Genomic DNA, 26,687 nt, shown 5'->3' with positions numbered 1-26,687 from the left:
ATACTGGCCCCATGCCCTTGGATGAACTCCTCGCACCCGTCCATTCTCACTATCGGCAGAACGAATGGAGACAAAAATCAGTTGTTATTCGTCTCTTTCCGCTCTCCGAACAGCCTGAGCTCGGCCATTTCAAACATCGTGCTTGACGGATCGATCATGTGTAATTTCAAGAAGCGGAACGATGCGTTTTTATGCTCTTCGCCGACTTCCAGTTCTTGCATATCCTCTGTGACTACGGTAAGTTCCGGCGTTAACCGGGTCCACGTCGTCATATCATTAGAGCCGAACACGGCCACACCGCCGATTCTTTCGGGAAAACTCGCTCTGACTTGCATAGCTATTTTATCCAGCGAGATGTTGAACTCACTTCCGAAATCCATCGTGTAACTCAGATTATCCGCCAAATAATATCCCGCAAAGCTGTCGGAGGCACCATCCACCAGATTGATGATTTGGTTTCCGAAGGTAGAGGCAACAACCATATCGACGTAATTGATGCTGCCATCCTGCATGAGAGGGGTTAATTCTTCCAGACTTTCAACTGCCGCGTTCAGCTCCACTAGTTTTTGATAGAATTGTTCATCCGAGGCAGTATCTAAGGCATTCATTACATCTTCATACACTGTCCTATACGCTCTCAAAGACGATGAAATGTAGGACTTTTCCTGATCATATGGCGCAATGACGGCTTCTATCGCAGATCGACGGTCGTAAGTTACTGTAACGATTACAGATTTAGCGGTTACCGTAGTTCCGTCCGTCGCGCTCACAACAAAGGAATAGGTTCCGGCCTGATCAGGCTGCCAGCTAAAAGCTCCAGTACTCTCATCAAATACCGCGCCTTCCGGCTTGTGATCAAGCTGATAAGACAACACTTCACCCGGTCCTGAATCAGTGGCCGAAAAGTCATAGTGCAATGAAGCTTCGGATCCGGTATACGCATATAGATTCAATGCAGGGTTCCCTGTATCGAAAACGGGCGGTGTTAGTCGTTCCGCTGCTTTCAAATGAAAATGGTCAATATCTACTTGGGTTCCGGAACCCGTAACTTTGATATAGATCAGATCACCCAGACCCTGAAATGCATCCATCGTAAACGTCACGTATTTCCACTGGCCTTTTGTATCAGGCAGCACCACTGCGTTTTCCGTCCATCCATTGATCTCCAATTTCGCTGTACCGTCGGTCCGCACTTTGATCCCGACTGTTTTTTCTCCCGTGCCGGAAGCAACGACCGCAGCTCTGCTGCCATGTTCTGTTGCGGTGATCCTTAGATAGGAAGTGTCGCCTTCTTGACCAAGCTCTGAATAATGATCCAGCGAAGTCGTTCGCAGCTCGATTTCATTCAAGCTCGGATCAGGAGATACCTTCGGAAGAGTCGCGGTTCCTTCGCCTTCGGCCTCTTTAGGAATAAACATCCAATAATCGGCTCCTCCATCCGGCGACTCCCACCAGAACGGATGACGTTTGTTAAACATGTCGGTATAGTAGGGCGCAGCCTGCTCCATGTCCAATCCCAGCTGATACTTATAATAGTAATACTGACCATAAACGTTGCCGCCAATGCGGCCTCGGTATGCCCCCGATATATTTTTATAAATAATCGTCGGATTCCCTTCGATATCCGTATGGGCTGCGACCGGTGTCCAAGGCGGATCATAGCCTATCATGAATTGTGCGAAATAATCGGCCGCTTTCAATATACGATGGTCCAAAAACTCGTAAACACTGACTGCGTCTTGCGCCGTCGACAGCGTCCCTTCAACGGGATCAACTTTTGTTCGCTGAGCCTCCAACAATCGTCCCAGAATCTCCACGTTGGTAAGATCGCCGGCGCCATGCGCCTGATCCCGTCCCATTTCCACGTGTTGGACTCTTGGAGGGGTTACCGCTTCCCCTGTCGTAATATCCTCAGTCACCCATCGGAACAGCTGCTTGATTGAACCGTTTTGTCCCTGGTCTATTGCGGTTCTGTTCACGGTAAACCATTCCACGCCCTCCTCATATCTGTCGAAGTTATCCGTGAATATATAACCGGACATGGCACCTAATAATGGGTAAAGATGCTGATTCATGAACTTGTCATTAAAGTGCAAAAAGGTTTCCGTCATTGGAATAATCAGATTCGTAGTGAACCGGGCCGTATCCTCTTCCGTCCACGCCCATTTCGGGTCTTCATTCTCTGCACCCGAGCAGCGCAAAAGCTCTGCTGCAGCAGCCATCCGGTGGAGAGGTATGCCCATATGAATATGGGAATCCGTAAAATAGGTATATTGATCGGGATCCATCTGCTCCCATAAACGTATGATTCGCATCGCATTGGCCCGATAGGCTTCGTCCCCGGTAATATAATACATAATGGCTTGGGTGTACGCTCTCAAACCGTCTGCGACGAATGCTCCTTTACTGTTCACAGCACGTGTTTTAGGGCGATCCGTGCCATCCGGATTGGAACCTGCGTAAATATTGGATGCAAATGCCTTGGAAGCATATCCGGATTGGGACATCCAAACGTAGTAGGTATACCACGGATCCTTTTTGGCAACGACCTGCTCACGCATATTTTCCAGTATTCCCTTCGTTAATCCTATGCCGGGATGCGTAAATCCCTCATCGGAAACGACCTCTGTAATGATTACCTTCTCTGTCCCGGCCGGTATTTCATTCGCAAAAGCGGTGTCACCCCCCATGGGCAGATAGGATGCAATCATAATCAAAAGCAGAAACATGCCAATGGCCGTCGTTGGCGCTCTCCATATTCGATTTCTTTGCTTTTTCATCCCCAACCTCCTCATAGTAACGTCCAAAATATGCCTGAAACTATAAAGTCATTGCTGTGATTGCTACACGAAAAAGGAGATCTCTACTTGCAGAAATCCCCTTGCTATATATCGGATGAATCAATGTACAGATTCAAGCTTCCATTGCTGATGCTTTCCAAGCAAGTATCGCCACTGGATGAGTGGTACTGATTCTTCAGAGGATGCGTTCAGAACGTCGACCGATAGGTTCGTGTGTATAGGCGTAATCCGGTAATAGCCGTCACCGACGGGGATGAACGCAAATTTCTGACTATTTCCTCCCGTACTCGCGGATAACTCAAATTGGGCGCCACGAGCAAGGGAGTCATTTGCTATCCCTAAATAAAGACCGCTCTCACCATTTTTGATGCTGTACTGGCCTCCGTCGATGTGGGTTACGGCCCATTGCTGATGCGTCCCCCCCGTATATGTCGACTTCCGCACAAGATTGCCACTGGCTTCCATCGATTTGCCATCAAGTCGTACTGTGAATCGGTAAGTGCCATCGGGAATATTTTCAGAGGGGAGCACTGCCGATCCTCCGCTGCCTGCCGGACGCGTGTATAGCAATGTTCCGAATCCAAGGTGATCGAATGTCGAAGGATACTGCGGGTTTGGGCCACCTTCCGTTCTCATCAAAGCAGCGCGGGCCGCAATGTTTGGAACGTTCATGCCTTTTCGATTCGCATAATGATTGTAGATCATTTCCCAGATCGGGCGAAATTCATTGCGTCCGGCACCGGATATGACCGTGTGGGTTTGAACGGCACCATTGGTTCCGGAACCCCATTCATAGGATGCAAAGGGAACATCATCATCTCCATTATTGTACTTTGCCACATATTCGGCAGCTTTCATAAAGCGGTTGTCCGCCCATCCATATAAGTCATCGCCCTGATTCCATGCCATTTCATTGATCGTGGCCATTAAGCCGATGCCGAGCTGGGTATGTGCCTGATCACGTCCGGACTCCTGCCATTGGGCGAGCCCATCCGGATGCAGAAACGGGATCGCATTGTAAATCGAGCCATTTCCAGCTCCATGCTTGAAATATTCTATCCCGATCTCATAGATATCTTGGCGATCACAGAACACTCCGATGGCAATGGTTGCTGCCATATTGCTCAAATCCCAGTTTGCCCAGTAGTTTTGAATGTAGGCGTCGTTGTGGTCCCGGCCAAATTCATTACCGATCAGGAAACGCTCGTTAAGAGGTTTATAGAACACGTTAAGCAGCATAGCCTGCATTCCTTGTACATCAAATCCAGGGTAATCTCGCATAAGCTCAGCCGCATTAGCCAGTTGATATCCTTGTAAACCCGCAGCTAAATAGCGATCGGCATTGCCCGTAACCGTTGTAAGCGTGGATGACCATGCATTCAAAATGTCCCGTGCCGTATCTCCGTGTGCCGTGTCTCCGGTGATTTTCCAGCGCAGTGCATTCTGGTAAGCACGGGCTGCATCATTGTAGAGCAAACTCACATTATCGCCCGTGCCGCCTCGAATGATCGTGGCCGTGGCCCGGGGAGTCCAACCTGCCGCAGAAAGCGGGCTGTTCACTAACTGGTTCCATCCGTCCAAGTAGGGTTGTTCCCCGGCCGCCACCATTTGCTTGATACGAACCAAATCTTCCTCAGTATGCAAAAGTCCGGGATGCACAAAATCCGGTTCGGCAGCAGCGATGTTATCTTTCATTCCGAAACAAAACATGCTTCCTATAAAGCTGAAAATCAAGACCATGAACCAAAATTTTCTCATCATGCATCATCTCCTTAGATTAATGACAACCCCTCAATCCTCTCTCTCAAAATTAATGGTTGATTAGCTTCACGCCATGCACATGATTTCCGAGCACGACATAGTCATGATTCAATGCAAATTTTTCGCCATTTACCGTCACGTTTTCGAACGTAATATAGCTTACCGTTCTGCTCTCATCGTAGCCTTCGATATGCGAGGGATTGTTGCAGGTCCCGCTGTAATGAATATTTTTAAAGTGAATGTTCTCAATTCGTTTGCCCGGAGCCGGATTATATTTTTCGTTTTTCAACACGCGAAGATTAAACAATTCGCCCAGTTCAAAATCCTCAATCCGGATATCTTCATAGGTTACGTTCCGAACCGTGTTGTTGTCGCCTGCATTGATGGCCAGGCATCCCCAATAGTCCGGCTGCGGCTCATGATGCTCCAAAATATCGATATCCGCAAAATGAAGGTTCTCTATATGATCGCCTTCACTGTCATAATTGCCGTGTGTGCCGATATTGATCGGATGAGCAACGTCAGCCCATAAGGTTGAACCCTTCACGGTGACATCCTGGGTATTTCCCTGAAATTCTCCCCGGGAGGCATATACCGCAATGCAATCATCCGATGTACGTAAAAACCCGCCTTCGATGAGGACATTTTGGCATGCCATCATATCTATACCGTCACACCAGCCGCGCGTACTGAAGGTCTTCAGGTTTCGGATTCGGATGTTGTCCGACTGACCAAGGAGAACCGTATAGTGAGGCGGATCAATCACCGTAATTCCTTCAATATGGATGCGGCTTGAGTATTTAACTTCGACGCCTCTGTAATAAGTCGTTTTTTCAAAGTCGGACATATATAATATCCCTCGGCCTTTAATGGTTACATCCTGTACATGATTGCAGATCAATCCGCCGTAAATGACTGCCCCGCCTGCAACGCAAACCGTCGTATGCGAAGGGATTTCCAGACGGGATTCGTCCAGACGATGTATTCCGGGGCCAAATATAATGCGGGGGCTGGACATATTTTTCAAGGCTTTGTTAAGCTCTCTAACCTGATGCATCCCGGGCTTTAACACCATAGTCTCTTCGCCTTCCGATTCTACAGGGACCGGGTCATCGCTTAACGGATTTGCAAATATATGGAGATTATTAAATTTTCCCCCGTTCACTTCTAAAGACAACAACCTTGGCTGATCGATTTTAAACGTAATCACTTGCTCTTTGATATCGCACTTTATGCCGTAGGAAAGCGGACGAACAACGGCATTCCGGACCCGTCCAACATGGTAATGCACCTCCATTTCAACTTCGCCCGAACAATCGAACATAACCATGGATGCATTACGAACATCATGCATATCCACCTTAACGTTATAGCTGAATAAGGACTGCCATTCGCCATCTGCCGTCCGCAGCCTTACGGAATAATCCGAATTGCCCACTGCACCCTCGGGTGCAGGGTATGTTTTTACGGTATGTGCCGACAATCGAACCTCTCCTCCCATAGAATCGAATACACCGAAAGACAGGGTTCCACCAGATTTGAACTGCCTTCAGAAAAGGTAAATGCGGTTCCCTGACTACGGTGTATTATTCGTCGTTTATTTGTGTTGTTGACGGGCTTCATACACTTTCATCGCTTCATCTAATACTTGTTGGCCACCGCTCTTGAGCCACTGATCTTTGAAGTTCTGGAATGCGGCATCGAGATCATTATTTTCGATAATGGCCTTTGTATAGAACTCATCCTGTAAAGTGATCAGCGTCGCCCAATACATGCCCTTACTCTCCAGGGAGGTTGGTCCGAGAACATCCGAGATTGTCTTCATTCCCTCGTTAACCTTTTCCCTGAACTCCATTTTTTCTTTCGAGAAGTGGTACTTCCACATACTTACATCGCGTTCCACCAATGGATTGTAATAACCGCCGTACCCCATCAGACGCGCGTCATCGGCAGAACTTGCATACGGTTCTTTCATAACAACGGCACCATCGACCAAGTCATAAGATACCCCTTCTTCACCAAAGACGGTACGTAGATACACTTCATCGACCGAGGTCAATTCTTCAAGCATTTGAAGGATTCGAATACGCTTTTCGTCGTCCTCCTCGACTTGTTTGCCGAAAATTAACGGGACCTGCAAAGCACCATTGGACATCACGAGTGATTCGCCGGCCGGACCGATGAGACCTTTGCCATAGACCGGAAAAGTTCCATTCGTTTTATCGCTTTCTTGGGCGCCAAAGAGATGATGGTACATCATGTTGTCCATGTATCCGATTTTATGACTGCCCCACTTTTGACCGATCAGCTCCCCGTTATCCGTCATAAACTCCGGATCGATGAGCCCTGCTGCATACCATTTTCTCAGCAGTTTTGTAGCTTCCTTGGCCTCATCCGTAATGCCGCCCCAAGTCACTTTCCCCTCATCCGTCAACACAAACTGGTACGGGTTTACGCCATATGCCGCGTATATGGAGTTGAACATTTGTGCCCTTACGTCCTTTCCGCGTCCGCTCATACCGTAAGTATCCATTTTGCCGTTGCCATCCGGGTCGTTATTGCGAAATTTGGTAAATACATCTTCCAATTCTTCCAATGTTTTTGGCGGTTCATTATAACCGATCGCTTTCAACCACTTGCCGTTATAGGTAGGGATAAAGCCGTATGATCCGTTTAGCCAGATGCGCGGAACGCCGTAATTTTTTCCATCGATCATTCCGACATCCCAGGCATTCGGGTCAATTTCTTCCACTTCCTTGACATAGGTAGGCATATATTGTTTGATTTCATCCACAGAAATGCTTGCAATGACACCTTGTCTGGCCCAATTCGTCATATCCGCTTCACTGATGTTATGCGGGAATATATCCGGGATTTCGCCCGATGCGACCTTGATTTTGAAGTTCTCATCATTGCCTCTCATATTGACGAATTTGACGTTAAACCGCTCCTCCAGATACTTTTGCGTTGGGTTCCCATCTTCCGTAGGTATATCCCAAGTCGAAGCATTGGTCATGATGACAATGGGGTCATCTTTCCCCTGATTTTCTGCATCCTTGCTTTCGTCGCCGCTTGAGCTGCAGCCTGCCCCTGCCAAGGAAACGGACAATACTGCCGCCATGCCGAATCTCATCCATACTTTCATATTCAGACCCTCCTCTATATCATCCACTTGCTGTACAAACAAGAGCGGCGGACACCTGCCCGGGTCATCACCGTCATCCTTTTAATGAACCAATCATCGTTCCCTTCACAAAATACTTTTGCAGAAACGGATAAACGATCAAAATCGGAAGAGCAGCAAACATGATGGTAGCCGCTTTGATAGAGGACGTATATTGGAAGTTCCCCACCGCCGACCGTCCGAAAGTTTCAGCGTCCGTATTGGTTATAACAATCTCTCTTAAAAAGAATTGCAAAACTTGTTTCTCCGGATCCGATACGTAGAGCACGGCATCGAACCAGGCATTCCAGTGTCCTACAGCGGACCAGAGCGCCAAAGTAGCGAGCACCGGCTTCGATAGAGGAAGGATTATCCGGTACAAAATACTGATATCATGGGCACCGTCAATTTTCGCCGATTCTTCCAATTCCGTTGGGATGGACATAAAGAAATTACGAAGTACAAGCATGGAGAAGACGGGGATAAGTCCAGGCAGAATGTAGATCCACCGGCTGTCAAGCAAATGCAGCCACTTCATCAATAAGTAGGTAGGAATGATCCCCCCTCCGAAGAACATCGTAAACAGAATAAACATGGTATAGAAACTGCGGTGGGGCAAATATTTGCGTGATAAAGGATACGCGCACATAGACATGGCAATCAGCGACAACGTCGTTCCCACGACTGTCCTAAACACCGAGTTGCCGAATCCGGTCCAAATTTTGCTTTGGCTTAACACTTGACTCCACGCGAAGAAATCAATCTCCCGAGGGTAAAAATGAAAACCGAACCGGCTCGCTTCGCTTGGACTGCTAAGGGATAAGGAAGCAATATGCAAAAAAGGATAAATCGTGATCAGGCACAGCAGCGATATGATCGTGATCAGGATGCATTGAAAAATACGTTCTCCCATCGTAAGTCTCATATTCGAAAAACCTCCTTTCTCCCTTGTTAGAGGACGCCTTCCTGCCCCATTTTCTTCATCGCATAGTTTGTGCCGAGCACCAGCGCAATGCCTATGACGTTTTTGAATAATCCGACCGCCGTCGTCAATCCAAACTGTCCTTGTACGATACCGGCACGGTAGACATACGTATCAATGACGTCGGCAACCTCATAAACAGCCGGACTGTATAAATTGAAAATCTGGTCAAACCCCGCATTAAGGATCCCGCCGAGCGATAAGATAAACATGATGGAAACAACGGGCAGAATCGACGGAAGCGTAATGTGAAAAATTCTTTTCCACCTCCCTGCGCCATCAATGACGGCTGCTTCGTATAAAGTAGGGTCGACTCCTGAGAGCGCTGCCAAATAAATAATCGTCCCCCAGCCGATCTCTTTCCATATCCCCGTTGCAACCAGAGCCGGCCGGAAATAATTGGGGTCTGCCAAGAAGTAGATCGGTTCCATGCCAAACATCTGCAATATAAAATTCACAGGTCCCTCGGACGGCGATAACATGACGATAATGATTCCCGAGAGAATGACCCAAGAGAAAAAATGCGGAATATAGGAAATAGACTGCGCGAACCGCTTGAACAGGTTGGAACGCAACTCATTTAACAGGAGTGCCAAAATGATTGGAGCCGGAAAACCGAAAATAAGGTTGTAAAGACTGATCAACAACGTATTTGTAAAAATCCTCGCGAAGTCTGGCGACTGAAAAAACAAAAACCGGAAATGGTCCAATCCCACCCATTCACTTCCCCAGATTCCTTTTACGGGACTGAAATCTTTAAAAGCCAGTTGAATCCCGTACAGAGGGCCATAGTGGAAAATCGCAAACCAGATCAATGCGGGAAAAAGCATAATAAACAAGTGTTTGCTTTTTTTATATTCTTTTAAAGTCTCCCTCCATTTGTTCGGCCTTTTCAGCACAACGTTGGTACCGTTTTCATTTCCTCGGATCATGTTCGGATTATTCAACATGCTGCACTTCCTTCCAGCGATTCTAGGAGACGAATCCCCGATCGGTATGGTCTTCCCCTTGATTAGTGCGGTGTCTTCACCCTCATCTAACGATGTATATTTTCATTTTATCTGTTATCCGTTTTCAATAATGGTGAAAGAATGCAACAAAATGTTTATTTATTGTGGTGCTTCTCACTTTTCGTTGTATGAAAAACCCGCTCCCGCCGGTTTGCCATCTTCTTGTACGTCATCGAACTGCAAGAACCTTGTTCGGTATTTAAGCGGGGTTGTACCCACTTCTTGCTTGAACACTTGGACAAAGTATGACGGGTTTGCGAAGCCTACCTCTGATCCGATCCATTCGACCGACTTTGCCGAAGTCTCCAGCAATCGGCATGCATGCCTCATCCGTTTGGCCGTAACATATTCCTTAAGGGTGCTGCCTGTTTGTTCATGAAAAAGTTTGGACAAATAAAATTTGGATAAATGCATGACTTCGGAAAGGTCATCCAAACGAAAGGATTCCTGATAGTGTTCATCGATCCAACTCATTACCTTTTGCGCGTAGCCGTTTGATTTGCGATCCTCCGCCGGGATCGGTCCGCTCATCCCCGAATGATGATCACGAATGAGAATGTCCAGAAGCCGCAGAATCATCATAGCGATCTCTTCCGTATCTTCCCCCCTGCCTTCCTGCCTTGAATGATGATAGTCTTGCAAATTACGTTCGACAACGGACTCGAAAGATAACAGGTCAAACGCTTGAACGATGGAGTTGCCGTTGCATAAAGAGGTAAACAGCGCTTTGCGTTTAGGCAAGGACTGCAGCATATCGTTAACCAGCTGCATGTCAAAGTGAAAAATGGTTCGGACGTAGGGGTTATCCGAATTCACGCTGGCATATACATGGTGCAGCTGATACGGCCGGAAAAAGAACAGCATCCCGCGGCGGATCGGGTATGTTTTACCGTTGACCACGACGTGCCCCGTTCCATCATGAACGTATAATACTTCGCAGCACTGGTGCCAATGATAGTAGCCTTTGTAATGAGTCGTATTCGTAAGCCGGTAGTCCCAAAACAGCTTGGAACCTCCGAAAATGACAGCCTCAAACATGCGTTTCATATCACTGCCCCCTATCCGAGTTCATTCGAGCCTGGCATCATTCCAATGTTCAAGTTGACCTTACCTGCTGCGTTGCGTCATTTACCAAAGATAAAGATCTTTTCCTTTGAGCTTGAGCGCAGCCTCCAAAAAAAAGAAATCCCCGTAAATCATGGGTTGATGGTGAACATTCGCATGATATGCTGCTGAACCGTTTTGAATGATGGCATCCGATTGGTTCGTCCAATTGCTTCGTGACTCCAATGCCTTTAACAGCTTTAATGCTGCTCTGAGATAAATGTTCTTGTCGTGCATTTCAACCGTCTTGGCCATTTCAATCAGACCGCAAGCCGCAATGGCTGCAGCTGTATCGTCCTCCAGCCGTGGTTCTGACGGCTGCCTGAAATCCACAGATATCACCCCGTTCTCAGGAATGTTGGATATAAAGTAATGTGCGATCCGCTTGGCCGCATTCAGGTATTCGATGTTCCCCGTATGATGATAACTCATCATGAATCCATATAGCGCCCACGACTGGCCTCTTGTCCACGAAGAGCCTGCTTGATAACCTTGACCGCCATGCGTTCTGATGATCCCGCCTTTGAAGGGATCGAACTCTACAATGTGGTTCACAGACCCGTCTGATCGAACAAACGCCGTTATGGCTGTATCCGCATGCATATTCGCAATGTGTTTGAATCTAGGGTCTCCCGTTTCTTCTGCCGCCCAATACAGCAGCGGGATGTTGAGCATACAGTCAATGATTGCCCATCCCCTTGTATCCTCCCCTTCGATATCGTTCCAGGCTCGGAGGAAACCTCCGACGGGATTGAATCTCCCTGCCAAAAGGGTTGCTGCATGCAGGGCCCTCTTGCGGGAATCTGGATTATTCGTAAGTTTGTAGTTGGCTACGCTCGTGAGCTGCCACATAAAACCAACGTCATGGTGCAGTCCATAAAAATCATCAAAGCATTTGTCCAGTTTTTCCTCTGACACCGAAGCAATATCTTTATATTTTTCCTGTCCCGTAGCATGGTACATCAGCCACATCATGCCGCCCCAAAAACCGTTGGTCCACCAATTGATTCCATCGGTGACTGTCCCTGAGGGGTTATGTACAGAACGATCGTCATGTGTCCCGCCAATGGTCGTATAAGGGATTTTATCCCTTGATTTTTCGCTTACCCAGGCCAATTTATGATCAAACTTGGCGATTAAACGCTCCAGCCATGACTGGTCTTCAACATTCAACATTTGCATTCCTTCTTTCTGTAGACGATAACTTTAACTATATAGGTTGAACCAATGATTTTTACACAGAGACACTACGCGGTCAGAACCATCTTTCGATCGCTGTTATCCCCGGATTTTTTCGAATTCCCTTTTTCAAAGGAAAAATCCGGTGATCAGCCTATGCTTCCGAAGCAGCTTTCTTTCAGAAAGCTTTTAAGCGACCGCTTCGCTTCTCCAGATTCTTTCTGCCCTCTTCGTTATCGTGTAAATTTTCGGTTCAATCTATATAGTTATTGTAGTTCGTTCAGTAAGAAATAATTTTGAAAACAAGTAATGAAATGTTGATTTCTTGCAGTATTGCGGCACGGGGTTTACGCTTCATCCAAAAGCAGGGATGCCGGGTCACAAAGACCTGTTTCCCCGCTCGGGAAATGAACTTGATCATTTGGCGACTTTCTTCGTAGAACAACATCATGCTAACTTATCGCAACATATTGTTATATCTCCCTGGTCCCAAGCAATATACAATGAGGAAGATGCGCGATTCCGCTTCTATAGCGGTGAGGCGCAAGAACGATTTCCCTACATTTTTGCCTGCAAAGGAGAGCTGACCGACATGACATTGAACCGTCCCGTACAGATGGGCGTTGATTATTATCCCGAGCATTGGCCGCCTGCCATGTGGGAACAGGATGCCAGGCTGATGGCCGAAAGCGGAGTTCGCATCGTGCGCGTCGGTGAATTCGCCTGGAGCCGGATGGAACCTTCGGACGGAAAGTTCGATTGGACTTGGTTAGACGAAGCACTAAATACACTTCACTGCCACGGGCTGCAGGTCGTTATTGGCACGCCAACGATGACCCCGCCTCGCTGGCTTACCGAAAAGTGCCCGGATATTCTGCCTGTTCTCCCAAACGGACAGATCAATCACGAAGGCGTCAGGGGCCACCGCTGTTATAACAGCCCCAGCATGAGAACTTACAGCGCCCGGATCGTGCAAAAACTGACCGAGCGCTACGGCCAACACCCCGCGGTCATCGGCTGGCAGACCGACAACGAATTCAGCTTCACCGATTGCCAGTGCGACGCCTGCGCCGACGCGTTCCGGGACTGGGTTCGCTCCCGTTACGATACATTGGAGCAGCTCAATGAGGCTTGGGGAACGGTCGTGTGGAGCGGAGAGTACAACGATTGGGAGCAAGTTACGCCGCCGTACGGGGGCTCCCCGTTCCAGAATCCTTCGCTGCTGCTCGATTACACCCGCTTCCAGTCGGATTCGATCGCTGCCTTCCAGCAGATCCAAATCGCGCTGATCCGTCGGAACTGCCCAGGTCATGCGGTTACGCACAATTTTCACACGTATCCGCAAAAAGCGGACCAATACAGCATCGGTCGGGAGCTGGATTTCGCGTCTTTCGATTATTATCCGAACCCTTCGCCGGGCAAAACGGAGACATCTCCTTACAGCGGCGCGCTGTCCCTGGATCTCACCAGAGGCATTAAACGCCGCAATTTCTGGATCATGGAACAGCTCAGCGGACCGCCGGGATGCTGGTTCCCGATGTGGCGAGCGCCCCAGCCGGGCTTCCTGCGCGCCCATTCCTGGCAGGCCATTGCTCGCGGAGCCGATGCGGTCGTGCATTTTCGCTGGCGCAGCGCCGTCGCGGGCGCAGAACAGTTTTGGCATGGGCTGATCGACCACAGCAACGTTCCCGGCCGCAGATTCCGGGAGTTCCAGCAGCTCTGCGCTGAAGTGAATCGGCTTGGCGAGCGTTTGCAAGGATCAACCCTGCAGCATCAAGTAGCGATACTGCACTCGCACGACCAACTGAACGCGCTTCACATTCAGAAGCAGGCGGAGGGTCTGGACTACTACGAGAACATCAAAGTCTGGCATCGCACATTAACTCAACTCGGCATCGGAGCCGATGTCATTCACGAAGCCGAATCGCTGGACGGGTACAGCGTCGTCATCGCCCCGCACCTGTATTTGCTGGACCAAGACAGCGCTGAACGGCTGCAAAGCTTTGCCGCTGCGGGCGGCACGCTTGTGCTTACCCATCGTTCGGGCGTCAAAAATAACAGCAACATCTGCACCATGTCTCCTCTTCCCGGCTTGCTGTCGACCTGTGCGGGGGTCCGGGTCATCGAATACGATCCACTCGGCAGCGACTCTGCTACAATATTGGGAGACCAAGGAGAGCGATATTCTGCCTCGCAATGGGCCGACGTTTTGGAGCTGGATACGGCAGAAGCCATCGCCGTGTACGCCGACCAGTTTTATGCGAAAACCGCTGCCGTAACCCGGAACCGCTGGGGACAAGGGAACGTCTATTACATGGCCACGCAACCGGAGCAGGCCTACCTTAGTCAACTCCTTCGATCAATTGCTGAAGAACACGGATTATCAGAAGTACAGTCCCTGCCTCAAGGCGTACAAATAACGACCCGCACCGGGCCGGGCGGAACGTTCCGTTTCATCCTCAATCTCAGCCCTGAAGCGGCCATCGTCGACTTGGGTGCAGAAGCTCTTTCTGCATTGGATGCATCCCGCCTTGGGCCGAAGCTGGAGCTTCCTCCCTACGGTGTGGAGATTATTGAGGTCCGACCATAAGCGGATCCATGGAGATGCAAATAAAGCGAGGGTGCACACATGATGTGTGTACCCTCGCTTTTTGGGATGAACGAATGAACGTTGAATTAGACCGGCTGGGACGTCAGTTTGATGAAATCGGCCATCGAACGGATCTGAACGGCGCCTGGCCCCGTATTCCCGCCTGCGCCCTGCAATTCGGCTCTGGACACAAATTTCACCTTCACCGGAATGCCTGGGATGACGTCAAAGAAGTTGTCCGTGAAGACGCCTTCGTTTTCGGAAGAGATCCACACCTGTTTGGCCAGCACGTCGCTATCCAACACCAAATAGTGGCCATCGGCTTCTTGCACTTCGGTCACACGAAGGTTCGCCGGTTGCAGCGCAATATCCTTCGAGGCGGCAAAATAATGCTCTTGCACGATATCCTCCTGTCCATCCTGCGTCAGATCAAGACGCAGCAGCGTTGCAGACGCATCGCGTCCCTGCAGCCATTCGGCCTGATTCAACGTCAGCACGTTTTGCCCGGCATTGGCAGCCACGGACACTTCATGCGTTTCCTCGCGATAGACGGTGCCGTCAAAACCGATGAGGCGAAGGCGCAGCCTGCCTTGTACCGGCTTAAGCAAATCCGTGATCAAATGGATATCGATGACGTTATCCTTCGTACCGTCCACGGAGAGCAATACGTCGCTAAAGCTGCGTTTGGCATAATACTGCAGCGCCTTCCAGCGTCCGTAGTAGTCCATGCCCGCCCAGGAAGCGACCGGCCAGCAATCGTTCATTTGCCAATATAATGTCCCCATGCAATACGGCTTGCGGCGACGATGGGCTTCGATCGCCATCTTCATCGCTTCGGCCTGAAGCACTTGGCTCATGTACAGGAATGACGGGAAATCCTTCGGCTCATGCAAGTACATGTCCATGTATTGCTTGATCAAACGGTTGCCTGCTCCGTTTTTCTGGTGAGCCAGCATTACCTCGGATTCCAGCGCCAGATCCACTTCCTCCGCATAGGTGCGGACGGATTTGTATTCCGGGAACGACTGGAAGCCGTACTCGCTCATGAAACGTCCCACGTATTTGTTATAGTTCTCAAATGGCTCGACACTGTGCCACACGCCCCAGTAATGGATGTCCCCTTCCGACGTGGACGGATTGGCATGCTGGCTGGCGTCTCCGGTCAGGGAGACGAGCGGCGAGGAAGGCCAGTAATCGACGCCCGGCGCGTACGCTTCCACCACTTCCGGCAGCAGATCATGGAAGATGGCTTCATAGTCGGCCCAAATTTTCTCCCGCTGTTCTGGCGTAAAGTCTTTTTTCCAACCCCATCCGCCTTCTTCAATATAGTGGGCCCAAGCCGAGTCGATCTCGTTGTTGCCGCACCACAGCGCGATGCTTGGATGGTTGCGCAGACGTTTCACGTTATCGATGGCTTCATGTCTCACGCTGTTCAGGAATGCTTCATCCCCCGGATACATGCTGCAGGCAAACATGAAGTCCTGCCATACGAGCAGGCCGTATTCATCGCACAATTCGTAGAAGACGTCTTCTTCATAAATGCCGCCGCCCCATACGCGAAGCATGTTCATGTTGGACTCAGCCGCCGAAACGATCTCGTGCAGGTAGCGTTCCCGCGTGATTTCGGTGGTGAAGCTGTCGTTCGGAATATGGTTTGCCCCTTTGGCAAACACGGCAACGCCGTTCAATTCAAAGTAGAAAGAGGCTCCTGCTTCGTCTTTATCGCGAACGAGTCGGATCGAACGCAATCCCGTTTTCACTTCGGCATTCGCCAGAATCCGCTCGCCCTCGAGCACTTTGGCTGCAAAGCTGTACATATGCGCTTCGCCCAATCCGCGGCTCCACCACAGCTTCGGTTCGCTGATCTCCACCGGAATCTCAACGGTTTGCAGGCCTGCCTGAAGCGAAAACGATTTCTCCCAGCTCTGTCCATCCGTCTGAATGCGAATGACCGCTTCGGATGCTGCCGGCATTTCTACTTCCACAACGGCAGTCAGCGAGGCGAGGGAAGCGCTTACCTGATCCTGACGGATAAATACGTCGTGAATTTTGGCTTCCGTCCAGCCCTCCAGCCGTGCTTCGCGCCAGATGCCGCTCGTTACGAACCGCGGACCCCAATCCCAGCCGTAATGGTATGGTGCCTTACGGGCGAAGATGCTCACTCGTTTGTCACCCAGTCCGCCTACGTCGGATTGGTCATTGGATGCAGGCAATGCATAACCCAGCTTCTCCAGTTTCGGCAGATCCTCCTGGATCGGAGATCTGAACCGGATATGAAGCACGTTGCCGGTCGCTTTGACGTAAGGCTTTACATCGACGTTCCATACGCGGAACATGTTGTCTGCGGCCAGCACATGTTGGCCGTTCAAATATACGTCTGCGTAAGTGTCCAGCCCGTCAAATACCAGTTCCAGATGCTCTTGGGACAGCAAAGCATCCTCGACGCCGAATTCCGTCTGGTACTCCCAATCTTTCTTGTCGATCCACTGAACCTCTTTTTCGTTCGTTCCGTAGAAAGGGTTCGGAATTTTCTCCAGTCTCAGCAAATCCGTATGCACGCAGCCCGGCACCTTAGCGGGCAGCCACTCCTGATCGTCGCAAGCCTTGAAGGTCCAATTTTCAAAAATCAGCGATTGTTTGCTCATAACAGCCTCCGTTAACGTGTGTTTGTTTTTTGGCGGTTTATATCGGTTATTTTGTTATGGTTCTGTTATTATAAAACGAAATAACTTACAAAACAAAATTAACATGTTTTTATCTATTCAGTCAATCTGTTTTGTTGGCGTTTTGCAATTGTTCTGAATGAAGTGTCGCATGGTATTCTTTCCTTACCACAAGTTCGGAATATATAAGCTTACGTTCTGCCGGCACGTCAGGGTTTTCCATGCGCCATAACAACTGGTCCACGGACCGCTTTCCCAGGTTCTCCTTGTCGACGCGGACGGTAGCCACAATCGGCTCGTCGGTTCGGGTGTCATCGAACCCGGTTACCGCGCAGCGTTCCGGGACCGGCACCCCTTTCTTTCTTAATGCACCCAGCACGATGGAAGCCGTCAGATCGTTGTCGCAAACGAAGACTTCCGGAAGTTCCTCGAGCGGCATTTCGCCAATGGCTGCCTCAATATGTCCATGATCCGGTCCGAGCAATTCCGTCCGCTGCTGCCCCTCGATCTGCATTTCTTCCAGCATGGAACGATAGCCGAGCCAACGTTCCCTGAAGCTGGCGGCATCCGGCAGTTTCCCGGCAAACTGGAAGCGCTTGTACCCTGTGCCGATCAGCATCAGGACCAACTCCCTCATGCATTTCATGTTGTCCGTGAATATCGAATCGGCATGGATCGCCGGCTCCTCGTGGTCAACCATAACCAGCGGGATGTGCAGCCTGTATACCTCCAGCAGCATGGAGGTCGAAATCGAACCGACCGTAATGACGCCGCTGATTGCCTCGGGATTCAGCACCGAGAACATGCGCTCCGAGGACGGTTCGGTCAGCGTCAGGATGTCCATGCCCAGCTCGTTCAGGCGAGCCGAGATGCCATCGAAGACCGGTCCCCAATATAGGGATGAACGGTTCTGGGAGCGGATGTTGGGAAACAAGATGAGAACCGTTCCGCCTTGCTCCCCTTTGGCGTCCCGCTCAGGCTCTCCCCCCAATGAAGAACGCTTCGGCTCGGCCTTGAAATAGCCTAGTTGCGCAGCGGTCCGCATAATCATCTCCCGGGTTTGCTCGCTTACGCCCGGTTTGCCGGTCAACGCGCGGGACACTGCAAATTTGGATACCCCTGCCGCATCGGCAATCTGCTGCATCGTTACTTTTTTGCCCATCCCATTCACCCTGTTTTCCTTTTTTTGTTTCCAGTGTAGCACAAAACATTATACACAACAAAACAAGTTATCATTTTGTTTGTTTTGTTATGTTCTTTCCCGCTAACAGCAATCATTAAATGAAAAAAAAGGCCGAGGGCGGCCTTTGGCAGAGGCGACTCCCGGACTTCATCCGTTTCCATCATATATGCATTTCGTTCGCAGACGTGCTCCTTTTCCGCCGTCGGTACATCGCATCCAATCCTTTAAGCTCCGCAACCAGCACGGCAAGCAGCATTAAAGCTGCTCCGGTATATCCTTGCAACGTTAATTGTTCTCCTTGAAAAATAAACGCAAAAGCTGCGGCAAACAGCGGTTCCAGCGAAAAGATGAGGCTTGTTCTCGCCGGAGAAGCATGGCGCTGGGCCAACGTCTGCAGAATATACCCGATCCCGCTGCACAAAATGCCAAGCCCCAAAATCGCTGCCCACGCTTCCGCGCTGTCAGGAAGGTGCGGCGTTTCGAACAGAACTGCTGCAGCGATGCCCAATCCGGCGGCCATGCCGAGCTGAATCGTTCCCAGGGTAAGCGGATCATGTTTCGGCGTGTATTTACCGGCAATGATGATATAAATGGCATAAACCAATGCGGCCAAAATGCACAGCACGTCTCCGATGTGCAAACGAAGCTCATGCTGCAGCGTAAGCAGCCCCAGCCCGCTCACGGCCAAAACAATGCTTGCAGCGAGCCGTACATCCGGCATTTTTTTATGGATGATCGTCATCAGAATCGGCACAAAAATGACCGCGAGACTAATCAAAAAACCTGCCTGCGACGCACTGGTCCGCTGCACCCCGTACGTAATCAGCACAAACGCCGCAAACAATACCGTACCCATCACGGCTCCCGCGATCCACGTTTTCCGATCCGCCCGCAGCAGCCTCCGGTGAAAGATGACGGCTGCAACGATAAACGCGATGGCGAAACGCAAAGCAATCAGATTCAGTTCCTGAATCGATGCGAGCCCTGATTTCATAAACAAATACGATGATCCCCAAATGATCGTGGCGAGCAGCATTTGCAGATCGGCCCTTCTTGCTGCCTGGCCCCGATTTCCCCGTGATGATGAATCCATTCTGTCTCTACCTTCGTCCCATATATTTTGTGATGCGGAATATGTATTTGGCATTCTCGCCTTGGCAAGTATATCCGATCTTTTTGCATTATGAAAACGAATGTTTATAATGGATAACATGAAATCATTTCATGTATTATTCAGGAAAGGTTCGGGTCTCCATCATGTCGCTGGTTAAATATGAAATTCTGAATGCCGTCATTGAATATGGAAGTCTAACAAGGGCTGCAGAGGCGCTAAATATTACGCAATCCGCGGTGAGTCACGCCATTTCCAGCCTCGAATCGGAGTGTGGATTCTCCCTGCTCCATCGCGGGCGCTCCGGGGTACGCCTGACGGCCGACGGAGAACGGATGATCGTGTACATCCGGGAGATTTTGCGCTGGGCCGAGCTGTTGAATCAGGAAATGTCGCTCATCCGCGGGGCAGAAACGGGGACGGTACGCATCGGAACGTTTGCAAGCGTGTCGACGCAGTGGCTGCCCGGCATTTTGAAACAATTCCGCGTGCAGCATCCGGGCATCGGAATCAAATTATGGGAGGGAGATTATGCGGAGATATCCGCTTGGCTGGCCAGTGGAGCCATCGATCTCGGTTTTCTTTCTTTGGGAGACTCCCTCCCTTACGACTCCATTGAGCTGCGCAAAGATCGGATGATGTGCATTCTGCCCCTGGATCACCCACTCTCGACCGCCGAAACGCTCCCCTTCGAGCTGCTGCTCTCGGAGCCGTTCATCATGCCGAAATGGGGCGGTGATAACGAAATCGAACGACTGATCAGACAATATGCTGCCAAACCGGACATCATATATGAGGTAGCCGAAGATCAAGCCATCATGGCGATGGTGCGGAACGGCCTTGGCATCAGTTTGCTGCCGGAAATGGTCCTGCGAGGCCACGAGCATGAGCTCGCGCTGATTCCCCTGGAAGGGGATCCGTTCCGCACGATTGGCCTGACTTGCCCGTCGCTCGACAATCTTTCTCCAGCAGCTCACCGCTTTATTGCAGCAGTTCAGGATTGGCTTGCCTTAGAACATTAACTTTCAAAGAGACGATTCAGGTATACCTCCCGATTGTTCAGAAAATCGCGGGTCAAGCGAAAATGCTCCGTCTCTTCATAGTCCATGGACTCCACACCATTTTCGTTGAAATGATAGATGGTCGCTCCGGGATAAGACATCAGGATTGGAGAGTGCGTGGCAATGACGAACTGGGCTTTGCCGCTCCGTTCCAGATCATGCATCATGCGTAATAGAACAAGCTGATTTTGCGGCGACAGGGCCGATTCCGGCTCGTCCAGCAAATACAATCCCTTCTCGCTGAATCGTCCTGCAAAAAACTCCAGAAAACCCTGACCGTGAGAGCGTTCATTCAAGGAAACACCACCGTACGGAGCATACGCCGCACGCCCCACAAATGGCTCTTCAGCCAGTTCATCGATATATTTGGCAAAGGTGTCGAACGTCTCTGCCCGAAAATAAAAGCCCTGATTCACCTTGGGCAGCCATTGCAGCGTCATGATCTCGGACAACGATGCATCATCCTTGTCACGACGAATGACGAGATCCCTGCCGCCGACAATGCTGAAGCCGCAGGATACACCCATCGCTTCCAACAGCGTCGATTTGCCTGATCCGTTCTCACCTACAAGAAACGTGACATTGTGCGAGAATTCCAATTGTTCGATCTGACGCAAAGCCGCGATGTTATAAGGGAAATTATCGCGGTTCATGGGTGGGCGTGCCGACCAGTCCAGCAGCACTCTTTTCAAAAAAGGCATGCCGTCCCCCCTCTCTCATCCATTGCTTACGAATTGCAGAACTCCGATCAATGTCATTAAAACGAACAGCACCGCAACGACAACGCCAAATCCGATCAAAAACCTGGCAGCCCCGGAACGCTGCGGTCCAAAGTCCTGCCTGTTTCGAGCCAGTTCATCCAGTTTTCGTTCCATCCGATCCAGTCTTTCGTGGATTTGTTGCGTTTCCTTGTCCATTCCTTCGTCTCCCCTCCGCTAATGGACTTGCTATTCCCACACCCGATCCAGTTGCTCCGAGTAAAAGCGAATGGCTCTGTTATACGCTTGAATGCCTGCGTTGCTTGAAGTGTCGGCCAGCATGAGCAGCAGCCGCTTCATCGCTTCGGCATGCTCGCCAAGATTATGCAGCACCATCGCGTAAAATACCTCGAACTCGCCACGTTCCGGGAATTCATCGATCCCCCGCCCCAGCCACGCTTTTGCTTCCTCATACTGACCCAGCGTGCGATAGGTGCTGCCAAGGCCAAGCATGGCTCCGGCACGATCTTCTCCGACAAGGCCAAGATTCAACGCTTTCTCATAATAAGGAACGGCTTCCCGCTCCAAACCAAGTGAATCATGCGCCCAAGCCAATTGATACCATACCTGCGCATTGTCGGGTTCGCGCAGCGCAATCTGCTGCATGGATTTAATGGCGTCTTCCGCCTTCCCCTGCTCTCTTAACAAAATAGCCTGCTCTAATGTCGCCATTCTGACACAACCCTTTCCACGTCGATCTCTTTAATTATACAAAAAATTCCTTATCAGGTCATTACCATGAAAAAAATCTGGTGCATTTTATATTAATCCGGTGACCCGCCTATGCTTCCGCTTCAGGTTTCTTTCCGAAAGCTTTTTTAAGCGACCGCTTTGCTTCTTCAGATTGATTCTGCTTCTTGAACAAACCAAAAACACCCCGCCGTGAGCAAGGACACGGGCTGAAATCCACCCTCTTCCTTGTTGCGGGATGTTCGATCATTCGGTGGTCTCGCAGGACGAAGGCAGCGTCGCAGTCGTAACTGCCATCGTTCCCCCGCATGTTAAGCCCAAGTTGTATTCGCTACCATAACGATAAATACCAGCATCAGGTAATTAACGGAAATGAGGAAATTCGTTTTCGCCCATTTCTCATCATCCTGGGAGCGTAACCCGGAGAGCGTATGTACCAACCAAATCAATTCCCCCACCGTCGACACGATGAGAAAAACGATTCCAACGTAATCGTAATGATAAAGCAGAATAACTGCAGGCAGCAAAAGCAGCACGTAAGGAATCATCTGAATTTTGGTCCGTTTGATGCCTTTCACTACAGGCAAAAGCGGGAATCCGGCTGCGCGATACTCCTCAACTCTGCGGATGCCAAGCGACCAGAAATGTGGCGGCTGCCACAGGAACAGAAGCGCAAACAGCAGCCAGGCGCCGGCATCCACCTGTTCGGTCACTGTGCAATAACCGATGACAGGCGGCATCGCGCCCGCGATTCCGCCGAGCGAGGTGCTCCATGTGGAGCTGCGTTTAAGCCAGATCGTGTACACGACAATATACGCAAACCATCCCCCGAGAGCAAGCCAAGCCGACAATGGATGCACGAGCACGTACAATACGGCAAAGCCGGCCAGCCCCAGCACGAGGCCGTAACCCAACACAAATCCGGGATTTAGATGATTGATGTACTCGATCCGCTTTTTCGTCCGTTCCATTTTCTGATCCAATTCACGGTCCCAATAGTTGTTGATGACGCATGCCGAGGCAATGACCAGGGTAGAGCCAATAATCACCATCAGCAGGGATAACCAGTCGATATCCCACTTTGAAGCAACCCAATAACCGACCACCACAGCAAACACATTCAGCCGCAGCAATCGGGGCTTCGTTAGTGCAATCATGTCTTTAAGCATGAATAAGCAGCCTCCTGAACGGAATACAAACACCATTCCAATAATGATACATGCTGTTCCTGACAATTACAATGTTTCTATGATTTTTCTCATACCGTCTTCCGTGAAAAATGGACAAAAAAAACTCCGTTCAGAAAACGGAGGTCTTTTCTTTGAAAAGCTTTAGGCTTCATGTATATTATGGAATATATTGCTGTACGATTTTGATCACTTGTCCATCCTTCACCGTCAGATGATACGGAAACATGGACAGATCCACGATGGTTTTGTTGTCATACAACGATTCGAATTTATTCAAAGTCACAGGTTCGTTCCACTGAATGTCCGCTCCGGCATATGTACCGTCCCGGTCATACAGCTGCATCAGCACTTCGGCATCTGCTTGAACTTCAACCTTTTCCTGTTCTTTGCTGTCATTCACAATATAATAACCATCCGGAGCTCCATCCAATCCCGAATCGGGGTTGCGCTGCTCGAATATGGTGTCAGCCTCTTCGCCTTGGTACCAGCCGATTTTGTCTACGATCAGGAACAGCTTGCCGTTCTCCTGTTGTATGCCATCGACGTAAGCGGTGTACGTCTCCGAATTGGTTGCCAACGTTTCCTTTGCGGTGGAAAGCGATGTTGCCGTGATTCCCTCCGCTTTGGCCGGAGTCCATAAATATGCAGCAATCACCATGATGCCCAGCAAAGCAACGCCTGCGCCAATCCACCGAAATTTCCATTGTTTTGCCGCGTTCTTCATAGCAGCATCTCCCCTTAATCACTTTACTTCCTACATCATACTTCAGTTATAAAGATCAAAAGTATCATATAAGTTGAAAAATGGTTACAATCCGGCTTCCATGAACAAGGAACCCCGGGCGTGCTTGATTGAATCCCAGGGTTCCTTAAGAAATCTCCCGATTAATGATTAATGTGTCAATGTGCCCGTTGGGCCAGACGAACCAGCATGTGTGCAAGCATATGCTGTTCCTCTTCGCGGCCTACGCTCCAAAGCTCCTGAAGGAGCTTCTCTTCGCTATTGCGCGGTTCCTCGTTGGCCGCAAGATAATCGGCAACCTTCTCCGCGATGCGAGCCATCTGTTCTTCCCCGAGGCCAATCGCTTCGCCTACGGCAATGCGTTTAGCAAGATACTCCTTAAAAGTTTCGAAATTGTGCAGAATCTGCTCGCGTTGTTCCGGAGCAATCCGGTTTACGGCATCCTCTACTTGTCCCAGTTCCACCTGGCCGTCTTTGCGAATAACATGATTGTCTTCATTCATCATGGTTGATTCCTCCTAAGCTTGTCGGATTTGGTCTTGCCCATACCGTTAATATAAACGTCTTGGCGAAGATTAATCAGAAAGCTTTGGTTCGATCAGGCGATTTCGAATTTTGCCCATTTATTTACACGGATGGTTGGCTTGCGCGCCATACCGCTATGCCGGACATCACATACAAAAGAGCGCTCAGATAAAACAAAACATCAATCGTCAGCCAATCAATGAGCATACCTCCCAGAATAACGGCAAATCCCGAAGCGGCCGCGGTCCAAAAGTGATAATGTCCTACAGCGTGCCCCCGTCGACCCGGTTCCGTGTAGTCCGCGAGCAGTACCCGCTCGCTCATGCGCTGCATGGCATTGCACAGCCCCATCAACATCTGAAGCAACAATACCCAAATATACGAGCCTACCCAAGGAAATGCAAGCATCGCTGCGGCCATGCCGAAGGCACTGACCGCCAGCATCTGCCTGGCCTGTCGATCCATTCGCGGAGCGAGCCACTGCGAAGCGGCAGCCGAACTGATCGTAAACACGGCAAAAGCCAATCCGTACTTGGAGTAGCTGTTGCCGAGATTTTTGAGAAAGAGGAGATAATAGGGATAGATCATGCCGGACGCCAGCGTGACGATGCTCTGCGAACGGACCAGCCATCTGATATTGTTCATTGGTGTTCTCCTCCGTACTGTTCCATAAAATAATTCATAAACACATGCTGCGGATCATATCGGTCCTTGGCCGCAAAAAATTCGCCGCTCCGCGTATAGGCTCGCCTAAATTGGGATGATGACGGGTAAGCATAATAAGGCAAATAATATGTGCCATCATGCCGGATTGCCGCATCAATGATTTTCCGAAGACCTGATTGAAAGCGGTCCTGCTCCTCCTTCGAAAGCGAGGCATGGAAAAGGCATACGAGTCCGAACATGTCTTCGGTCGCGTAGGACAGCACAGCTTCGTCATCTTTTCCAACGTAACGTACCGTGACGTTCAGCAAATCCAGGTTTTCTCCTGCAACGATCTCCCCCATCTCCCGCACAAATGCCGGAAAAGCATCTACAGGGATGAAATATTCCTGCAGCAGATCATTCTCCCCTGGCTGATGGTATTCCATAAACGCCGATTCGGAAGCCATCGCATTGTTTCGGCTTAACCGCTTGCCTTCCTGCGCTTCGAAATACCGCTGCTGCAGCGGCCAGAACCAGGCCCGTCCCCATGCAAATTCGCGATTCAGGTTAAACAGAATTTTGGCAGGAAGCACCCCTTGCTCGCGGCCTTCAAGGCGACGATAATCGTTCAAGTCCGCTTCAGGATCGGTAACGTAATTGAGAGCATACATCTCGCTGAAATATCCTTCACCTGGCTGCAACGACAATCTGGCCAAATGCAAACGTACACGCTCGTCCCCCAGCACTTGGCGACGGAAATAATCGGGGTATTCTTCGGCCTGCAAACGGTCCGTCGTCAATTGTAGAACCTCATCATCAGTCAGGCTTAAGGTCACATCGAGGATCAGGCCAAACAAACCGTACCCTCCCAGCGCCAGCGGAAACAACTCGGCGTTATTGGCTCGGCTGACATCCCTGACCCGGCCATCCGCCGTAAGCAGCCGAAAAGATTGCACGCTCTGAATCAACGACCCGTTACGGAGATCGCGCCCATGCGCATTCACGCTGATTGAGCCACCGACGGTAAAAATGTTTTGCGACTGCATGTTCTTGACCGAAAGGCCGTACGGATGAATGGCCTGCTGAACGTCTGCCCAGGTAGCTCCGGCTTGAACGCGAATGGTGCGGGCCTCGGGATCAACCTCCAACACTTTATTGTATGCGGACATGTCAATGACGATGCCGTCCTCGTAATAGGTGTGCCCTCCTTGGCTATGACGCTGCCCTGCAATGGATATCGTCAAATTCCGTTCCTTCGCTTCGCGGACGAGTTGGATCAACTGCTGCTCCTCCCGTCCTGACACAACGCGTTCCACTTTGACAGGATGCAGGCGGCTATAGTCCGTAATGAGAAACGGATTTTGATCATCGCCATCTGTCCGCCAATAGGTCCAAACGCACAGGAATACGAGCAGCAAAAGGGCGATCGTTTTCTTCAGGGCGTCCCCTCCTCCCTTTTCCCAACGTTTCAAAGCAACAACCATGGTTAATGTTTATACATATAGATTACAACGGCTGGAGATGTTAAG

At 50.1% G+C, this 26,687-nt stretch carries 21 protein-coding genes; 2 read left to right on the top strand and 19 right to left on the bottom strand.

Going from position 1 to position 26,687, the window contains the following annotated elements:
* Positions 1-77: 77 nt before the first annotated feature.
* The 8 genes from MKY59_RS11635 to MKY59_RS11600 form a co-directional block, all read right to left on the bottom strand.
* Positions 78-2,780 (bottom strand): putative Ig domain-containing protein, encoded by a 2,703-nt coding sequence (locus tag MKY59_RS11635; protein ID WP_339277690.1) that lies wholly within the window; start codon positions 2,778-2,780, stop codon positions 78-80.
* Positions 2,781-2,900: 120 nt separating this feature from the next.
* Complete coding sequence (locus tag MKY59_RS11630) at positions 2,901-4,562, bottom strand: RICIN domain-containing protein (RefSeq protein ID WP_339277688.1); 1,662 nt, start codon at positions 4,560-4,562, stop codon at positions 2,901-2,903.
* Positions 4,563-4,611: 49 nt separating this feature from the next.
* Positions 4,612-6,045 carry a glycosyl hydrolase family 28 protein gene (locus MKY59_RS11625; RefSeq protein ID WP_339277687.1) on the bottom strand — a complete coding sequence of 478 codons (1,434 nt, stop codon included), beginning with the start codon at positions 6,043-6,045 and terminating at the stop codon, positions 4,612-4,614.
* A 114-nt stretch (positions 6,046-6,159) separates the two neighbouring features.
* Positions 6,160-7,707 (bottom strand): extracellular solute-binding protein, encoded by a 1,548-nt coding sequence (locus tag MKY59_RS11620; protein ID WP_339277686.1) that lies wholly within the window; start codon positions 7,705-7,707, stop codon positions 6,160-6,162.
* A 73-nt stretch (positions 7,708-7,780) separates the two neighbouring features.
* On the bottom strand, positions 7,781-8,650 hold the full coding sequence (locus MKY59_RS11615) for a carbohydrate ABC transporter permease (RefSeq protein ID WP_339277685.1): 870 nt from the start codon (positions 8,648-8,650) through the stop codon (positions 7,781-7,783).
* 26 nt (positions 8,651-8,676) lie between these two features.
* On the bottom strand, positions 8,677-9,657 hold the full coding sequence (locus MKY59_RS11610; RefSeq protein WP_236417366.1) for a sugar ABC transporter permease: 981 nt from the start codon (positions 9,655-9,657) through the stop codon (positions 8,677-8,679).
* A 174-nt stretch (positions 9,658-9,831) separates the two neighbouring features.
* Positions 9,832-10,764, bottom strand: coding sequence for an AraC family transcriptional regulator (locus MKY59_RS11605; protein WP_339277684.1), 933 nt, complete (start codon positions 10,762-10,764; stop codon positions 9,832-9,834).
* Positions 10,765-10,845: 81 nt separating this feature from the next.
* The gene (locus MKY59_RS11600) at positions 10,846-11,997 is read right to left on the bottom strand and encodes a glycoside hydrolase family 88 protein (protein WP_339277682.1); all 1,152 of its coding nucleotides are present in this window, start codon (positions 11,995-11,997) and stop codon (positions 10,846-10,848) included.
* A 595-nt stretch (positions 11,998-12,592) separates the two neighbouring features.
* Between MKY59_RS11600 and MKY59_RS11595 the strand changes: the two genes are divergently transcribed.
* A complete protein-coding gene (locus MKY59_RS11595) occupies positions 12,593-14,590 on the top strand; it encodes a beta-galactosidase (RefSeq protein WP_339277680.1) in 1,998 nt (665 codons plus the stop codon).
* An 86-nt stretch (positions 14,591-14,676) separates the two neighbouring features.
* On the opposite strand, the gene MKY59_RS11590 is transcribed toward MKY59_RS11595, so the two are convergent.
* The 3 genes from MKY59_RS11590 to MKY59_RS11580 form a co-directional block, all read right to left on the bottom strand.
* Positions 14,677-17,235 (bottom strand): glycoside hydrolase family 2 protein, encoded by a 2,559-nt coding sequence (locus MKY59_RS11590; protein WP_339277678.1) that lies wholly within the window; start codon positions 17,233-17,235, stop codon positions 14,677-14,679.
* 121 nt (positions 17,236-17,356) lie between these two features.
* Positions 17,357-18,415 (bottom strand): LacI family DNA-binding transcriptional regulator, encoded by a 1,059-nt coding sequence (locus MKY59_RS11585; protein WP_236417360.1) that lies wholly within the window; start codon positions 18,413-18,415, stop codon positions 17,357-17,359.
* A 181-nt stretch (positions 18,416-18,596) separates the two neighbouring features.
* A complete protein-coding gene (locus MKY59_RS11580) occupies positions 18,597-19,529 on the bottom strand; it encodes a DMT family transporter (protein WP_339277676.1) in 933 nt (310 codons plus the stop codon).
* Positions 19,530-19,660: 131 nt separating this feature from the next.
* Here MKY59_RS11580 and MKY59_RS11575 point away from each other — a divergent pair, with 131 nt between their 5' ends.
* Entirely contained in the window at positions 19,661-20,569 is a 909-nt protein-coding gene (locus tag MKY59_RS11575; RefSeq protein ID WP_339277674.1) for a LysR family transcriptional regulator, read from the top strand.
* Here MKY59_RS11575 and MKY59_RS11570 read toward each other — a convergent pair.
* From MKY59_RS11570 to MKY59_RS11535, 8 genes are all read right to left on the bottom strand, one after another.
* Positions 20,566-21,309, bottom strand: coding sequence for an AAA family ATPase (locus MKY59_RS11570; RefSeq protein ID WP_339277672.1), 744 nt, complete (start codon positions 21,307-21,309; stop codon positions 20,566-20,568). The genes MKY59_RS11575 and MKY59_RS11570 overlap by 4 nt on opposite strands.
* A gap of 15 nt (positions 21,310-21,324) precedes the next feature.
* Positions 21,325-21,525, bottom strand: coding sequence for a hypothetical protein (locus MKY59_RS11565; RefSeq protein ID WP_236417354.1), 201 nt, complete (start codon positions 21,523-21,525; stop codon positions 21,325-21,327).
* A 30-nt stretch (positions 21,526-21,555) separates the two neighbouring features.
* Positions 21,556-22,038 (bottom strand): tetratricopeptide repeat protein, encoded by a 483-nt coding sequence (locus MKY59_RS11560; protein WP_236417352.1) that lies wholly within the window; start codon positions 22,036-22,038, stop codon positions 21,556-21,558.
* A gap of 329 nt (positions 22,039-22,367) precedes the next feature.
* The gene (cyoE, locus tag MKY59_RS11555; protein WP_339277669.1) at positions 22,368-23,225 is read right to left on the bottom strand and encodes a heme o synthase; all 858 of its coding nucleotides are present in this window, start codon (positions 23,223-23,225) and stop codon (positions 22,368-22,370) included.
* A 178-nt stretch (positions 23,226-23,403) separates the two neighbouring features.
* Positions 23,404-23,970 (bottom strand): hypothetical protein, encoded by a 567-nt coding sequence (locus MKY59_RS11550; RefSeq protein ID WP_339277668.1) that lies wholly within the window; start codon positions 23,968-23,970, stop codon positions 23,404-23,406.
* Positions 23,971-24,146: 176 nt separating this feature from the next.
* Positions 24,147-24,491 (bottom strand): DUF3243 domain-containing protein, encoded by a 345-nt coding sequence (locus MKY59_RS11545; RefSeq protein ID WP_236417433.1) that lies wholly within the window; start codon positions 24,489-24,491, stop codon positions 24,147-24,149.
* A gap of 124 nt (positions 24,492-24,615) precedes the next feature.
* The gene (locus tag MKY59_RS11540) at positions 24,616-25,158 is read right to left on the bottom strand and encodes an MFS transporter (RefSeq protein ID WP_236417349.1); all 543 of its coding nucleotides are present in this window, start codon (positions 25,156-25,158) and stop codon (positions 24,616-24,618) included.
* Entirely contained in the window at positions 25,155-26,630 is a 1,476-nt protein-coding gene (locus MKY59_RS11535; protein ID WP_339277666.1) for an FAD-binding oxidoreductase, read from the bottom strand. Before MKY59_RS11535 ends, MKY59_RS11540 begins: the two co-directional genes overlap by 4 nt.
* Between the last annotated feature and the right edge of the window lie 57 nt (positions 26,631-26,687).

Source organism: Paenibacillus sp. FSL W8-0426 (assembly GCF_037969725.1).
Taxonomy (GTDB): domain Bacteria; phylum Bacillota; class Bacilli; order Paenibacillales; family Paenibacillaceae; genus Paenibacillus; species Paenibacillus hubeiensis.
Note: the sequence above shows the minus strand (reverse complement) of the source record. Positions and strands in the feature narration are given on the sequence as shown.

Coding starts and splice junctions, on each gene's coding strand:
- MKY59_RS11635 (WP_339277690.1), bottom strand. CDS start 2,780: ATGAAAAAGCAAAGAAATCGAATATGGAGAGCGCCAACGACGGCCATT.
- MKY59_RS11630 (WP_339277688.1), bottom strand. CDS start 4,562: ATGATGAGAAAATTTTGGTTCATGGTCTTGATTTTCAGCTTTATAGGA.
- MKY59_RS11620 (WP_339277686.1), bottom strand. CDS start 7,707: ATGAAAGTATGGATGAGATTCGGCATGGCGGCAGTATTGTCCGTTTCC.
- MKY59_RS11615 (WP_339277685.1), bottom strand. CDS start 8,650: ATGAGACTTACGATGGGAGAACGTATTTTTCAATGCATCCTGATCACG.
- MKY59_RS11610 (WP_236417366.1), bottom strand. CDS start 9,657: ATGTTGAATAATCCGAACATGATCCGAGGAAATGAAAACGGTACCAAC.
- MKY59_RS11605 (WP_339277684.1), bottom strand. CDS start 10,764: ATGAAACGCATGTTTGAGGCTGTCATTTTCGGAGGTTCCAAGCTGTTT.
- MKY59_RS11600 (WP_339277682.1), bottom strand. CDS start 11,997: ATGTTGAATGTTGAAGACCAGTCATGGCTGGAGCGTTTAATCGCCAAG.
- MKY59_RS11595 (WP_339277680.1), top strand. CDS start 12,593: ATGACATTGAACCGTCCCGTACAGATGGGCGTTGATTATTATCCCGAG.
- MKY59_RS11590 (WP_339277678.1), bottom strand. CDS start 17,235: ATGAGCAAACAATCGCTGATTTTTGAAAATTGGACCTTCAAGGCTTGC.
- MKY59_RS11585 (WP_236417360.1), bottom strand. CDS start 18,415: ATGGGCAAAAAAGTAACGATGCAGCAGATTGCCGATGCGGCAGGGGTA.
- MKY59_RS11580 (WP_339277676.1), bottom strand. CDS start 19,529: ATGGATTCATCATCACGGGGAAATCGGGGCCAGGCAGCAAGAAGGGCC.
- MKY59_RS11575 (WP_339277674.1), top strand. CDS start 19,661: ATGTATTATTCAGGAAAGGTTCGGGTCTCCATCATGTCGCTGGTTAAA.
- MKY59_RS11570 (WP_339277672.1), bottom strand. CDS start 21,309: ATGCCTTTTTTGAAAAGAGTGCTGCTGGACTGGTCGGCACGCCCACCC.
- MKY59_RS11565 (WP_236417354.1), bottom strand. CDS start 21,525: ATGGACAAGGAAACGCAACAAATCCACGAAAGACTGGATCGGATGGAA.
- MKY59_RS11560 (WP_236417352.1), bottom strand. CDS start 22,038: ATGGCGACATTAGAGCAGGCTATTTTGTTAAGAGAGCAGGGGAAGGCG.
- cyoE (WP_339277669.1), bottom strand. CDS start 23,225: ATGCTTAAAGACATGATTGCACTAACGAAGCCCCGATTGCTGCGGCTG.
- MKY59_RS11550 (WP_339277668.1), bottom strand. CDS start 23,970: ATGAAGAACGCGGCAAAACAATGGAAATTTCGGTGGATTGGCGCAGGC.
- MKY59_RS11545 (WP_236417433.1), bottom strand. CDS start 24,491: ATGAATGAAGACAATCATGTTATTCGCAAAGACGGCCAGGTGGAACTG.
- MKY59_RS11540 (WP_236417349.1), bottom strand. CDS start 25,158: ATGAACAATATCAGATGGCTGGTCCGTTCGCAGAGCATCGTCACGCTG.